A 13,960-nucleotide genomic window follows, 5' to 3' on the forward strand; every position below is an offset into this window, starting at 1 on the left:
TTTTTTGTTTGTGGGGAGAGCAGGATTCGAACCTGCGAAGACTTAGTCAGCAGATTTACAGTCTGCCCTCGTTGGCCGCTTGAGTATCTCCCCAACGCATAATTGCTTATTGCGGTTGCAAATATAGAACTGTTTTTTCGTTTTGCAAGCGTTAAGCAAAGATAATTCGCAACTTTTTTTTAATGTATTGGCTGTGAATAAAATAAAAAAATCTCCCGAAGGAGATTTTATAATATATTGTTTTGAAATGAGCTTATTTTGCTAATAATTCAGCGACTTTCGCTTTCAATTCTTCACCGCGTAAGTCTTTTGCAACGATTTTTCCGCTTGCATCTAAGATGAATGTTGCCGGAATTGATTTCACGTTGTATTGTTTTGCAATCGGATCTTCCCAGAATTTAAGGTTAGAAACGTGAGCCCAAGCTAATTTGTCTTTCGCGATAGCTTCTTTCCATTTTGCTTCGTCTTTGTCCAAAGAAACACCGATGATGTTTAAGCCTTTTCCGTGAAATTCGTTATAAAGCGCTACAACATTAGGATTTTCAGCACGACAAGGTCCGCACCAAGAAGCCCAGAAATCGATAATTGTTACTTTACCTAATGATTCTTTTAAAGAAACTGTTTTTCCTTCAGGATTTTTAGCTGAGAAGTTAGGAGCAACCTGTCCAACTTGAACTGAAGTCATAGCGGTTACAAACTCTTCTACACGTTTTCCGCTTTTACTTTTTTTGATATCAGTTGCTAAGCTGTTGAATAAAGTCTTAATTTTTTCAGCCTCAAGCGATTGTCTAGATACGAAATTTTCTAATAAAAGTACGGAAAGAAAAGCATCCGGATTTTTTTCAACGAAAGTCTCAGATAATTTATTCATATCATCCTGATAAACTTTGTTATCTTTCATCAGTTTATTGATAGTAACGGTGTCACCAGCTTTGCTTGCTTGCATGAATTTATCTTTATTGGCTTTTTGGAATGCAACCATTTTTTTGAAAATCACACTCGATTCGTCATTGTACTTTTGAAACTTTTCGTTGTTGTTTGTTCCTCCAACTTTAGACTTTTGAATAGTGTCTTTATCAATGGCAATGTTGATTTCTCCGTTTTCCAAAATGAAAGGAATCATACCATTGTTTACACCTTCAACCATAATGAAAGCGATTTCAGGGCCTTCTGTGTTAGCGCCTTTTATTTCAAATTTTCCGTTTTCAATTTTAACGGTGTCTTTTGGAAGCATTCCCATGTCATTCTGAACCTGAAGAATGGCCATTTTTCCGTTTTCAACACCTTCAGCTGTTCCGCTGATTAAAAATTCATTATCTCCAACTTTGCTGCAAGAAGCTAAAACAGCCAGAGTTGCTACTACAAGAATTCTCTTCATTTTAAGTTTATTTGTTTGAAGTGCAAAAGTATTTAAAAATAAGTATCAATTTTAAAAGATGATTCTTAATTTTTTGTTAGTCTTTGAGATAAAAAAATCAGGCCGAAGCCTGATTGAATTATTTTAATGTTGAAGGGCAGACAAATTTCGTCAGCGGAATATCCGTATTTCGAATTCCGGCCATGCCTTTTTCTACGTTAATCATGTTGTGATAGCCTCTCGATTTCAAGATGGAAGCCATAATTACAGAGCGATAACCACCTGCACAATGAATATAAAAATCTTCTTCTTTCGGAACTTCAGCTAATTGCTCGTTTACAAAATCCAAAGGAATATTGATGGCATTTTCTACATGCTCCGCTGAATATTCTCCCGGTTTTCTTGAATCAACAACCAGTAATTTGGTTTGGTCTTTTTCGGATGCAAATTGTTCTGGAGAAATTGAAGGCATGTTGTCTGTTTCAAAACCGACTGCTTTCCAGGCTTCCAATCCGCCTTTTAAGTAACCTAAAACGTTATCAAAACCAACACGGGCTAAACGGGTAATCGCTTCTTCTTCGCGACCTTCGGCAGTAATTAAAAGTATTGGTTGACGAACATCCATAATTAAGGCACCAACCCAAGGAGCGAAATTACCATCCAATCCAATGAAAATAGATCCCGGGACATGTTCTTTTACAAAGAAATCCTGATGACGAACGTCTAAAACCAAAGCTTCCGATTCGTTGGCAATCGTTTCAAATTCTTTTGGTTCCAAGGCTTGTTTTCCTTTGTTCAAAACATTGTCCAGACTTTCGTAACCTTGAATGTTCATTTGGACATTTTGTGGGAAATAGGCTGGTGGCGCTCCCAATCCGTCTAATAATTCTGTGATGAATTCCTCTTTAGACATATCGGCACGTAAAGCGTAATTCACTTTTTTCTGATTGCCTAATGTATCAGTAGTTTCTTTGCTCATGTTTTTCCCGCAGGCGCTTCCGGCACCGTGATTTGGATATACAATCAAATCGTCTGATAAAGGCATGATTTTAGTGCGAAGCGAGTCGAATAACATTCCGGCTAATTTCTCCTGAGTTAAATCATCGGCAACTTTTTGTGCTAAATCCGGTCGGCCAACATCGCCAATAAACAAAGTATCTCCGGTGATGATTCCGTGTTCTTTTCCGTTCTCGTCAATGACTAAATAAGTAGTACTTTCTAAAGTATGACCCGGTGTGTGCAAAGCTTTAATGGTTGCATTTCCGATTTTAAACTCCTGATTGTCTTCTGCAATAATAGCATCAAAATTGGGTTTCGCCGTTGGTCCGTAAACAATTTGTGCTCCAGTTTTTTTAGCCAAATCCAAATGTCCGGAAACAAAATCGGCGTGAAAATGCGTTTCAAAAATATATTTGATGGTGGCATTATCTTTCGCAGCTTTGTCAATATAAGGTTGTACTTCTCGTAACGGATCGAATATAGCCGCTTCGCCATTATTTTCTATGTAATAAGCAGCGTGAGCGATACATCCGGTATAAATTTGTTCTATTTTCATAGTATTTGTTTTCTGTAAAGATAAAATTTGTTCTAATGACCTGAAGTAACCTAAGTTACAATCCGAATAACTCTTTGGTTAAAATGAAAACTGCCATTAAAAGTACAAAGTAACCAAATCCTTTTTTAAGTTGGGCATCATTTAGGAACTTATTAAGATAGATTCCTATAAAAATCCCGGTAACTGAAATCGAGGTAAAAATACACAGAAATTGCCAATCGATATCTAAATTTTGAACATCGCCCGTAAAACCAATGAGCGAATTCAGTGCAATGATAAACAGTGATGTAGCCACGGCTTTTCGCATCGGCAATTTCGCAAAGAAAACCAACGACGGAATTATTAAAAACCCACCACCAGCACCAACTAATCCGATTAAAAAACCAACTGCGACTGTTTGTAAAATAAATTTAAAAAGGGAATCCGATTTTGTTTCTGTGGATAAATCCCGTCTTTTTTTAAGCATTGACAAGGATGCCAGTAACATAATTATTCCAAAGACAACCATTAGAAAAACCTCTTTGGTTAAAGTGAAGAATGACGTTTTGATCATCACATCCGGAATAATCGGAACAATGTATTTTCGAGTTAAGTAAACCACTGTGAACGATGGTATCGCAAACAAAAAACCTTTTTTCAGTTCAACATTGCCTTTGATGTAATTGTGAACTGCTCCAAAAGAAGAAGTTGTTCCTACGATAAACAGTGAATACGCCGTTGCGGTTATCGGATTAATTCCCAAAACATAAACCAATAACGGAACAGTAAGTATAGAACCGCCACCGCCGGTTAAACCCAATACCAAACCAATTAACAAGGCTCCAAAATACCCAAATACTTCCATTAGAATTGTAAAATTTCTATTTTGTTACGGTTCAGTTTTATTTTTCCTTCGTGTTCCAATGTCTTCAATAATCGTGAAACGACTACTCTTGAAGTATGCATTTCTGTTGCAATTTCCTGATGCGTGTTGGAGATTTCTGTAGTTCCCAATACTTTGGCTTTATCGGTTAGGAATTTGTACAAACGTTCGTCCATCTTCATAAAGGCAAGATTGTCAATGGCTTCAAGCATTTCCATCAAGCGCGTGTTGTAGCTTTCAAAAACGAAATTGCGCCAGGATTTGTATTTTACAACCCAGTCTTCCATTTTTTCTATCGGAATCATGATTAATTCACCTTCAGTTTCAGATACCGCCTGAATTTTACTTTTATTGTTTCCTAAGCAGCAGGTTAATGTCATCGCGCAGGTGTCGCCGCGTTCCAAGAAATAGAGTAGGAGTTCGTCGCCGTTTTCGTCTTCGCGCATGATTTTAATGGCACCATTTAGGAGTAAAGGCATGAATTTGATGGTTTCGCCGATTTCCATTAAAACCTCATCGGCACCAAATTTTTTTGAAAAACCAACGCTTGAAATTTCTTCAAGCAGCGGTGCTTCAAATAAATAGCTGTATGATTCCTGCAGCAACTGATTCATGCTTTATTTTTTTACAAATGTAGCTTTTTGATTTTATCAATAAGGTAACTTTTGTTACTGAATGATAATTCTGTTCAAGCTAATTAAAATGGAGTGTTAAATTGTTCTAAACAGACTTAAAATTAATTGAAAAATCAATAGGGTAAACTTAAAATAGTTATATATTTGCTTGCTTTTTTAAAGCCTCAAAAAATAAACAAACAATCAAAATTAAGTTGTAAATAATTGAAACTATGGCAACAGCAGTAAAGCAACAGCCTAGCATGTATGAGAACGTAAAAAATCAGTTCGAAAAGGCAGCTAACGTAATGGGATTGGATGACACAGTTAGAAAAATCCTTTCTTCAACCAACAATGAAATTATCGTTCACTTTCCAGTGAAAATGGACAACGGATCTGTAGAAGTTTTCACAGGATACCGCGTTCAGCATAACAACGTATTAGGACCTTACAAAGGAGGTTTACGTTACCACCCAACAGTAGATATCGATGCAGCAAGAGCATTAGCTACTTGGATGACTTGGAAAACTTCATTAGCAGGACTTCCTTACGGAGGTGGTAAAGGAGGAATCCAGTTAGATCCTAAAAAATATTCTCAAGGTGAATTAGAGCGTATTACTCGTCGTTTCGCTTATGCATTAGGAGATAACATTGGGCCAGAGTATGATATTCCTGCTCCAGACGTTAACACGAATGCACAAATGATGGCTTGGATTGCAGATACTTATATGTCTACAAAAGCTCCAGCTGATCGTTCAAGAAACCAACACGTAGTTACTGGTAAGCCAGTAGGTTCAGGAGGTTTAGAAGGTCGTGACCGTGCAACAGGATTTGGAGTAGTTGCTACTTTAGAGTCTTGGGCTAAATTAAGAAATACTACTTTAGAAGGTAAAAGATATATCGTTCAAGGTTTTGGTAACGTTGGTTACTGGGCTGCACACTTTATGAACAAAAACGGAGCAATCTTAGTTGGAGTTCAGGATGCAACAGGAACTATCTACAATCCAGACGGAATCGATCCGGAAGCTTTATTACGTTTCCAGGCGGATAACGGAACAATTTCAGGTTTCAAAAATACACAAGATTACAACGGTGCTGAATTCTTCGGAATGGATTGTGATATCGTAATTCCTGCAGCTTTAGGAAACCAAATTACAGATGCTAACGCTGATACAGTAAAAGCACAAGTTATCGCTGAAGGTGCAAACGGACCAATCGATACAGAAGGTGAAGCTATTTTATTAGCAAAAGGAATCGAAATCATTCCAGATATCTTATGTAACTCTGGTGGTGTAATTGGTTCTTACTTTGAGTGGTTACAAAACCGTAACGGAGAAATCTGGACTATGGATGACGTAATCATCAAATTGAGAAAGAAAGTAGAAGATGCTTTCAACCGTGTGGTTATCACTGGAGGTCAGTACAAAACGGATTGGAGAACGGCAGCTTACATTCAGGCGTTGGTTCGTATTGAAATGGCATACAAACAAAGAGGTATCTTCCCTTAATCGGGTAGAACTTTTAGAGATAAAAAAAACCGCTCAATTGAGCGGTTTTTTTATGCGGTAATCTTACCAGATTTTAACGCGTTTCTCCACCGGAATAAACATCTTATTATCTTCCTTCACACCAAACGTTTTATAAAACTCCGGCATGTTGCTTAACGGTCCGTTGATGCGCCATTGTGCCGGTGCGTGAACATCGGTCATGATTTGATTCGCTAACGATTCGTCTTTCATGTTTACCATCCAAGCGTAGCCATAAGCCAAGAAGAAACGTTGGTCTGGTGTTAAACCGCTGATTTTTTCCTGTTTTTTGTATTGTTCGGTTTTCTTGAATGCTTCGTAACCCATCACAATTCCGCCTAAATCGGCAATGTTTTCACCTTGTGTAGCGTCACCGTTTAAGTGTTTGGTTCCTAAAACCGTGTAGTTGTTGAATTGCTCTACAATCAGTTTGGTTTTTGCCTGGAATTTCTTCAAATCTTCCGCAGTCCACCAATTGTTCAAGTTTCCGTTTTCGTCGTATTGAGCACCTTGGTCGTCAAAACCGTGCGTGATTTCATGTCCGAAAGTCGAACCGCCGATAATTCCGTACAAAATAGCATCATCGGGCATTCTTCCTTCAAAACCTGGAACAATAATGTTACAAGCCGGTACTACAATCTCGTTATTACTTGGGTTGTAATACGCATTATAAGTTTGCGGATTCATGTGCCATTCGTTGCGGTCTACCGGTTTTCCGAATTTGGCAATCATATCGCTGTAGGACCAAACGTTTGCATTCATAACGTTTTGGCAATACGAATTTCTGTCCACAGAAAGTGAACTCATGTCTTTCCATTTGTCCGGATAACCTACTTTCATTACAATTTTAGACAGTTTGCTCAACGCTTTTTGTTTGGTAGCTTCGCTCATCCAGTCTAATTGTTTGATGCGGTTCGCATATACGTCACGAATGTTGTTTCCGATTTCCAATAGTTTTTCTTTCGAACCTTTTGGAAGGTATTCTGCAACATAAATCTGTCCGATTAATTGGCCTAATGAACCATCTGTTTGTTCTACAACTCTTTTCCAGCGCGGTTTCTGTTCTTTAACGCCGCTCATTACGGTCGAGTAGAAGTAGAAGTTTTGTTTGTCGATAGCCTTGTTTAAATATGAGGCGTAAGAGTTTATCAAATCCCATTTCAAATAAACTTTCCAGTCTTCGATGGAATAACTTCCTACCATAGTGTTCAACGCTTTGAAGAATTCCGGTTGTCCTACAATTACTTCATTTGCATTTTTGATACCCATAGACTGTAAAACTGGTTGCCATTTGATTGCTGATGTGGTTTTATCTAAATCCGCCACTTTCATTTTGTTGTAGTTTCGGATTGGATCGCGCAATTCTTCTAATTTTCTGGAAGATTTAGCCAATTCGGTTTCCATTTTCATGATAAGTGCCGCATTCTTTTTGGCTGTTGCTGCATCGGCACCTGTTAGTTTCTGCATGGCTTCCAAATGCTTTACGTATTCGGCTCTAACTTTTGCAGTTTCAGCATCGGTATTGAAATAGTAATCGCGGTTACCCATTCCTAAGCCACCCTGATACAAGAATAGTGCATATTGCGTACTGATTTTATCATCCTGCCCTACATAAAAACCAAACGCCGGACCAGCACCTTGTGTATGTAAATAACCGATAGTGGTCATTAACGAAGAAGCATCTTTAATAGCATCAATTTTCTGTAAATTAGGATTTAAAGGCGATAAACCAGCTTTTTCAATGGCAGCTTCATCCATACCCGAAGCGTAGAAATCACCAATCTTTTGTTCGTTACTGCCTTTTTCAGCGTTTTTGTTTTCAGATGATTTTACGCAAATCTGTTTAATTTGCGAATTGATGGTGTCACCGATTGTTCTGAAAATACCGTTACTTCTTTCAGACGAAGGAATAGGGTGTTGTTTGAACCATCCGCCATTGGCATAATGGAAGAAATCATCGGCAGGATTTACCGTAGTATCGCGATTGGTTACCAACGGATCCGGCAAGTCGGCCATATTTTCTTTGCCGTCTTTTTTACAGCTCGTCAGTAAAGTAGCTGACAGACATAACGACAAAGCAAGTGCAGTTGTTTTCATAAATGTATATTGGTTAATATTCAAGTAAAATAAGTAGTGAAAATTAGAAATTGTTACACGGATAATCCAAGAAATACCCAACCGGCAACAAGCAGAGAACCGCCAATTGGTGTTAATGGTCCGAGAAAACGCCATTTATTTCCAATCATACTGGTTATACATAAACCGTAGATACTGAAAGAAAACAGTAAAGTACCTACTATAAAACACCAGGTTGATAGTGCAATAAATTTGGTTTCAAAAGCATGAAAATAATTCAGATGGTTTAAAAACAAAAGTACCAAAGCATGATACATTTGGTATTTTACACCGGTTTCAAAACTTTTTAATAAATCTTCATCCATTCGGTTTTTTAAGGCATGCGCTCCAAAAGCGCCTAGTATTACTGCTAGACCTCCGTATATGGCTCCAAAAATAAGGGCAATTTCATGCATAAGAAATGTTTTATCTTCAAATATACTTAAACAGTTATAAAACTATATTGACGCTCAGTAATTATTTTCTGTGCTATTTTTTTTAAAAAACTAAAATGAACACGTTTTTTGTGATTTAAATTTGTTTTGAAAAATATAATCACGAAAACTGTGTTTAAAAAATAATTTTAAAAAAATAAACACAATTAATTTTGACAGGATGATTCAAAATATACTTAAGAAAGTAATTAGTAACTTTGGAAGTTAAATGGTGTATGATGTCACAAAACAAAACCACAGTCCAGTCGTACATGGACGCTTTCAACTTATTGAATCATGAAGCAATTCTTAATTGTCTTACGGATGATGTAGTCTGGCATATTCCCGGTTCTTTCACAATCGAAGGGAAAGCAGCTTTCGACAAAGAGATTGAAAACGATAATTTTACCGGAAAACCAATTATAGAGATTATCAGAATGGTAGAAGAAAACGATATCGTAATCGCCGAAGGCACCGTACAATGCCAGTTAAAATCCGGACCAGTTTTAAATTTAGTATTTTGTGATGTTTTTCACATGCGGAACGGGAAGATTAAACAATTGACCTCTTATTTAATGAATACCGAAGCACCCACGCATTAATCCATGAATAAAACCTACACCAAATATAATTTCCACAAGCATACGTTTTGCGTTTTCAAAGAAGTTTCAGCAACAGAAATTGAGAGTCTAAAACCAAATCACACCAGTAAATCAGGGAGTTCGTATTATTTCACGGAAGAAGGCGTTTACCGCGTTTCCAATCATTGGGGACGAGCGGCTAACTGTCGTTGGCGTTTAGCATCAGATGATAAAGCAGTCAACCAAAGAACAAAAATAGGGTATGCCAATTGGACTGACTTTCATCCGAATAACGAACAGGAAAATCTGTTTTACATCGAATGGAACAAGACCACAAACGAAGTAACTTTTCAGCACAAGAACAATCCGAAGTATCAGGGGAAGGAAATGCTCCGCAATGCATCGGCTACCTCGAAAACTATTAAAACTATCCACGAAATTCTGAGTACGGAATCTTGGGCAAAACATCTTACCTTTGATACTATGGAAGAGCTTCGCAAGGATATTGTTGAACAGCTGATTACCACTCATGAGAGTTTTATCGACATCAAACGAAACTATATCTAATTATGGGACGACGCAACGAAACCAACAGATTGGCACATAAAAAGAAAGTGGATCAGAAAAAGAACCGTGAAAAAGACGCCGAACAACTTCGCAAGGAGAAGCTGAAAGCGATTATGAAGCAGTTTAATAACGATACAACCAACGACTAACTTAAACGAAATTCAATGATGACATTTTTTATTTTTCTGGCCGTATTAATTGCAGTGTTTCTGGTTGCGGCGCTGGTAATGAAGAAAACCTACAACGTACATTGTGATATAGTAGTTAATGCTTCAAAAGAGAAAACGTATAACTATTTACGCTATCTGAAAAATCAGGATCATTTTAATGTTTGGGTAATGGCTGAGCCGGATTCCCAAAAAACATTTACTGGAGATGATGGTATCAAAGGCTTCATCTACGCCTGGAAAGGCACCAACAAAGCAGGAGAAGGCGAGCAGGAAATCACCAATCTTGTCGAAAACGAGTTGGTTGCTACCGAAATCCGTTTTATACGACCAATGGCAGGAATTGCGTATGCCGATTATAAACTGGAAGTCATTTCAGACAACCAAACCAAAGTAATTTGGAACAACAAAAGCACCATGAAATATCCGATGAACCTGATGATTTCCCTGATCGAAAAGATGTTGGAAAAGGATATGAAAACCAGTTTGGAGAATCTGAAGAACATTCTTGAAGTATAATCAGAAGTGGCTTCGAGAGCCTCAGCCACCGCAATGTATAACTATATATAAGCCGGAGACTGAGCCTGTCGAAATCGTAGAAAAGTGTGGCTTCGACAAGCTCAGCCACCGAGGGCTAAAATGAACAGTATAAATTAAATAATAGGTTGGTGCCTGAGGCTCTCGAAGGCACGTTTTTCAATAAGAAAGTACAATAAAAGATAACTTAATCGCTTAAGATTATTGTAAATAAAATTTCATAAATTTGAGAATACACATTCTCAACATGATACCAAAAACCAAACTTCGCGAATCCATTTTCAGACATTTAGACGGGATAACTATTGCGCCCGTTGCCATTTGCTTACAAGACAAAGGTGTTTTAGACTTTCTGCTTTCTGAAAAGCAAACAACTTTAAAGGAAGTAATCGCTAAGTTTAAAGCTAATGAAGGCTATATGAATGTCGCCTTGCGGTTGTTCGCTTCACAGGGGTTTCTGGACTATCAGGTTGATAATAAAACCAGTCAGGTTACGATAACTACAAATGCTAACACCGAATATGTTTTCTCGCTGTTTCCGTTGTATCAGGATGTTGTTCATCTTTTAAACACTACAGATGTCTTTACTTCCAATACCATTACAGCCGACAGTATCGAAAAACTTCAGCCGCTTTTTAAAAAGTATGCCAATCAATACGATTTAAAAATCGCCAAAGATGAAGAGCATAACGCTTTACAGCAACAAATTTTAATGCATATTGAAGGCTATCTGGTAGCGCCCTTAATCGTGAGTTTAGGGATGAGCGGTATGTTTCACAAGTATTTTATGGAAACCTCTTTCAGAGCGGAAGAATTTCATAAAAACCCGGAAGCCTTTACTTTAATGCTTGATTTCTTCACCCATTTAGGCTGGTTTACCGAAAAGAAAGGCAATTACCAATTTACTGAAGACGGTTTGTTCTTCGCCAAAAGAGCTACGGCTTACGGCGTAACGGTTTCCTATCTGCCAATGTTCAAACACATGGAAAGCTTATTGTTCGGCAATCCGAATGAGATGCGGGATTTGGCACCTAATCAGGATGAAATTCATGTTAACCGCGAAATGAATGTTTGGGGAAGCGGAGGCGCACATGCTACGTATTTCAAAGTTATCGACGATATTATCATTGAACTTTTCAACAAACCGATACACGAACAGCCCAAAGGAATTCTTGATATGGGTTGCGGTAACGGCGCCTTTTTAGAACATATTTTCAATGTAATCGAAAGACAAACTATTCGCGGAAAGTTATTAGACGAACATCCGTTATTTTTGGTAGGAGCCGATTACAATCAGGCTGCTTTAAAAGTAACGAGAGCCAATTTAATCAAAGCCGATATCTGGGCGAAAGTGATCTGGGGTGATATCGGTAATCCGGAAGGTCTGGCGCAGGATTTACAGGAGAATTACAACATCGATTTAAAAGATTTACTCAACGTAAGAACCTTTTTGGATCACAACCGAATTTGGGAAGATCCGAAAGTACCAACAGCAAACAGAGTGAGTACTTCCACCGGAGCTTTTGCCCATCGCGGTCGTCATATCACCAACAACGAAGTGGAAGACAATTTGCTGGAGCATTTCAAAAAATGGTCGCCTTATGTACACAAATACGGTTTACTGATGATTGAACTGCATACCGTTCCGTCGCAATTAACTGCAGCCAATATCGGAAGTACAGCTGCTACGGCTTACGATGCCACTCACGGTTTTTCTGACCAATACATTGTAGAGATTAACGTCATGCACAAAATAGCTGCCGAAGCCGGTTTGTTTCCGGATAGTTTGTACTTCAAAAAGTTCCCGAATACTGATTTTGCTACGGTAAGTATTAATTTGTTGCGCGGTTAATTCCCTTTAATCCGTTGGGTCATTTTAGAAAGTAAGGCTTTGGCGTCGCGTTTGTCTTTTGGGGCTTCAATGGCGTGTAAACCATTTTTTCCTTGTACAAACTGATAACTGAAAGCAAATTTAGGTGCTTCTGGATTATCATCTAAAAGACCGAAACGCAAATCGTTTAGGTATAAATGATTGTTTGTTTTGGTGATGAGGTACCAGCCTTCACTCGCAACTTTTAACTTTTCAAAATCTGTAACTCCTTGTAGTTGGTTTTCAAGCTGCTGATTTTTAGGATAAGTTTTGAAAGATATCGGTTTACTGTCAAACAATGAGTAATCGCCAATAAGATAGGCTTCTTCCGTATTTATGTTCGCATTCCAAAGGATGAGGTTGAATGGACTCGGTTTTACAATAATCTCCGAATAAGCTATATTTTGATTCTGGGCAGCGGTTTCAAACTGCTGTAAGGCATACAACTTGATAACGCAGGAAAGCAGTAAATAACTACTGCTGATTACTAAGCCTTTTGTAACATAGTTACGTCTTTTACTATCGTCTTTAGTACGCCAAATTCTAATTAAAAAATAAATAAGCGGTAAGGTGTACAACGGATCGATTACAAAAATACTCTGTAACGAAAACCTATTATTCAAAGGCCACAACAACTGCGTGCCCCAAGTGGTAAACCAATCCAGTAGGGCATGCGTAAACAAGCAGAGAAACACCATAAAAGCCAAAGTTCTTAGCGCTATTTTACCTTTTTCAATTTTGGTTATCAGCCATGCTAGCGGAAATGTTAACAGTAAATGAAACAGTAACGAATGACTCAATCCTCTGTGAATCAGAATCCCGTCAATAGGGTTGAGGAACTTCCCCACTAAAACATCTAAATCTGGAATTGTACCCAAGATAGCTCCGTATAAAAAGGTTCTGTTTTTGAGTTGCTTTCCGGCGCAGGCTTCGGCTACGGCAATGCCTAGGGTTATTTGGGTTAGAGAATCCATAGGGTAAAGATAGTGAAAAGTGAGAAGTGAGAAGTGAGGAGTGTTCAGTATTCAGTGTTCAGTGTTCAGTTATATGAGTCAATAACTTATAATTCATAACTTATAATTCATAACTTCCAATATCTTCGTAGTTTTGTGGAAATACTACACTTATGGAAATCAACTTTACCGAACTTCAAATAACCGTACAACAAGCTATCGATTTATTGGCAGCGAAAGACTTAAAAGGTGCGAACAACAAATTAGTAGATGCAAGTGAACTACTGGACGAATTGATTGATTATGCAGAAGAAGATGAGCAGCTTATTGAAATCAGTAAGTATCAGGTGCTTTTGAATCAGTTGCATTTGAAGGTTAGTGGGCAGTAGTTAGTGAGAAGATGTATTCAGTAATTCATAACTCATAATTCATAATTAAAAAGATGGCAAATTGTTATTGCGGTTCGGAGCAGTCTTTTGCGGAATGTTGTGAGCCGTTTATCTTAGGAAAAGAGAAAGCACCTACTGCTGAAGCGTTGATGCGCTCCCGATATTCTGCCTATTGCGTTCAAAACGCGGATTATCTGTTGGCTACAACGCATCTGTCTACCCGAAAGTATCATAACAAAAAAGATTTATTGGCTTTTGCGTCTGAGAATCATTGGGTTCGGCTGGAAATTGTTAAAGCTTCGGAAAGCGTAGTAGAATTTAAAGCGTACTATCTCGATGCGCAATTAGTACCACACACTCACCATGAAAAATCTACCTTTAAGAAAGCAGGGGAGCAGTGGTACTATGTGGATGGGAAGTGGTATTAGTTCTA

The 13,960-nt window shown here is 38.1% G+C and carries 15 protein-coding genes and 1 tRNA gene; 8 read left to right on the plus strand and 8 right to left on the minus strand.

Annotated features, from left to right (window positions below; translation table 11 throughout):
• Positions 1–11: 11 nt before the first annotated feature.
• The 5 genes from RUH60_RS07395 to RUH60_RS07415 all read right to left on the minus strand — a co-directional run bounded on the left by RUH60_RS07395 (position 12) and on the right by RUH60_RS07415 (position 4,388).
• Positions 12–93 (minus strand) — tRNA-Tyr (locus RUH60_RS07395).
• 160 nt (positions 94–253) lie between these two features.
• Positions 254–1,378: a TlpA disulfide reductase family protein gene (locus RUH60_RS07400; RefSeq protein ID WP_313806934.1), complete on the minus strand. Its 1,125-nt coding sequence runs from the start codon at positions 1,376–1,378 to the stop codon at positions 254–256.
• A gap of 118 nt (positions 1,379–1,496) precedes the next feature.
• Complete coding sequence (locus RUH60_RS07405) at positions 1,497–2,912, minus strand: MBL fold metallo-hydrolase (RefSeq protein WP_313806936.1); 1,416 nt, start codon at positions 2,910–2,912, stop codon at positions 1,497–1,499.
• A 55-nt stretch (positions 2,913–2,967) separates the two neighbouring features.
• Positions 2,968–3,756 (minus strand): sulfite exporter TauE/SafE family protein, encoded by a 789-nt coding sequence (locus tag RUH60_RS07410; protein WP_313806938.1) that lies wholly within the window; start codon positions 3,754–3,756, stop codon positions 2,968–2,970.
• Complete coding sequence (locus RUH60_RS07415; RefSeq protein WP_313806940.1) at positions 3,756–4,388, minus strand: Crp/Fnr family transcriptional regulator; 633 nt, start codon at positions 4,386–4,388, stop codon at positions 3,756–3,758. Before RUH60_RS07415 ends, RUH60_RS07410 begins: the two co-directional genes overlap by 1 nt.
• A 233-nt stretch (positions 4,389–4,621) precedes the next feature.
• Here RUH60_RS07415 and RUH60_RS07420 point away from each other — a divergent pair, with 233 nt between their 5' ends.
• On the plus strand, positions 4,622–5,896 hold the full coding sequence (locus tag RUH60_RS07420) for a Glu/Leu/Phe/Val dehydrogenase (protein WP_313806942.1): 1,275 nt from the start codon (positions 4,622–4,624) through the stop codon (positions 5,894–5,896).
• Between the two features lie 63 nt (positions 5,897–5,959).
• On the opposite strand, the gene RUH60_RS07425 is transcribed toward RUH60_RS07420, so the two are convergent.
• Together RUH60_RS07425 and RUH60_RS07430 are read right to left on the minus strand one after the other, a co-directional pair.
• The gene (locus RUH60_RS07425) at positions 5,960–8,011 is read right to left on the minus strand and encodes a M13 family metallopeptidase (RefSeq protein ID WP_313806944.1); all 2,052 of its coding nucleotides are present in this window, start codon (positions 8,009–8,011) and stop codon (positions 5,960–5,962) included.
• Between the two features lie 53 nt (positions 8,012–8,064).
• Complete coding sequence (locus RUH60_RS07430; protein WP_313806946.1) at positions 8,065–8,445, minus strand: DUF423 domain-containing protein; 381 nt, start codon at positions 8,443–8,445, stop codon at positions 8,065–8,067.
• Between the two features lie 257 nt (positions 8,446–8,702).
• Here RUH60_RS07430 and RUH60_RS07435 point away from each other — a divergent pair, with 257 nt between their 5' ends.
• The 5 genes from RUH60_RS07435 to RUH60_RS07455 all read left to right on the plus strand — a co-directional run bounded on the left by RUH60_RS07435 (position 8,703) and on the right by RUH60_RS07455 (position 12,167).
• The gene (locus RUH60_RS07435; protein WP_313806948.1) at positions 8,703–9,065 is read left to right on the plus strand and encodes a nuclear transport factor 2 family protein; all 363 of its coding nucleotides are present in this window, start codon (positions 8,703–8,705) and stop codon (positions 9,063–9,065) included.
• Positions 9,066–9,068: 3 nt separating this feature from the next.
• Positions 9,069–9,611 (plus strand): hypothetical protein, encoded by a 543-nt coding sequence (locus RUH60_RS07440; protein ID WP_313806950.1) that lies wholly within the window; start codon positions 9,069–9,071, stop codon positions 9,609–9,611.
• 2 nt (positions 9,612–9,613) lie between these two features.
• Complete coding sequence (locus tag RUH60_RS07445; RefSeq protein ID WP_313806952.1) at positions 9,614–9,760, plus strand: hypothetical protein; 147 nt, start codon at positions 9,614–9,616, stop codon at positions 9,758–9,760.
• A 15-nt stretch (positions 9,761–9,775) separates the two neighbouring features.
• Positions 9,776–10,297: an SRPBCC family protein gene (locus RUH60_RS07450; RefSeq protein ID WP_313806953.1), complete on the plus strand. Its 522-nt coding sequence runs from the start codon at positions 9,776–9,778 to the stop codon at positions 10,295–10,297.
• Positions 10,298–10,562: 265 nt separating this feature from the next.
• Positions 10,563–12,167 carry a class I SAM-dependent methyltransferase gene (locus tag RUH60_RS07455; RefSeq protein ID WP_313806955.1) on the plus strand — a complete coding sequence of 535 codons (1,605 nt, stop codon included), beginning with the start codon at positions 10,563–10,565 and terminating at the stop codon, positions 12,165–12,167.
• Here RUH60_RS07455 and RUH60_RS07460 read toward each other — a convergent pair.
• Positions 12,164–13,159 carry a metal-dependent hydrolase gene (locus RUH60_RS07460; RefSeq protein WP_313806957.1) on the minus strand — a complete coding sequence of 332 codons (996 nt, stop codon included), beginning with the start codon at positions 13,157–13,159 and terminating at the stop codon, positions 12,164–12,166. The two genes, RUH60_RS07455 and RUH60_RS07460, sit on opposite strands and share 4 nt — an antisense overlap.
• A gap of 152 nt (positions 13,160–13,311) precedes the next feature.
• Here RUH60_RS07460 and RUH60_RS07465 point away from each other — a divergent pair, with 152 nt between their 5' ends.
• Positions 13,312–13,527 carry a hypothetical protein gene (locus RUH60_RS07465; protein WP_313806959.1) on the plus strand — a complete coding sequence of 72 codons (216 nt, stop codon included), beginning with the start codon at positions 13,312–13,314 and terminating at the stop codon, positions 13,525–13,527.
• 53 nt (positions 13,528–13,580) lie between these two features.
• The gene (locus RUH60_RS07470; RefSeq protein ID WP_313806961.1) at positions 13,581–13,955 is read left to right on the plus strand and encodes a YchJ family protein; all 375 of its coding nucleotides are present in this window, start codon (positions 13,581–13,583) and stop codon (positions 13,953–13,955) included.
• The last annotated feature ends 5 nt before the right edge of the window (positions 13,956–13,960 follow it).

Origin of the sequence: Flavobacterium sp. (assembly GCF_032153895.1) — a bacterium.
Classification (GTDB): domain Bacteria; phylum Bacteroidota; class Bacteroidia; order Flavobacteriales; family Flavobacteriaceae; genus Flavobacterium.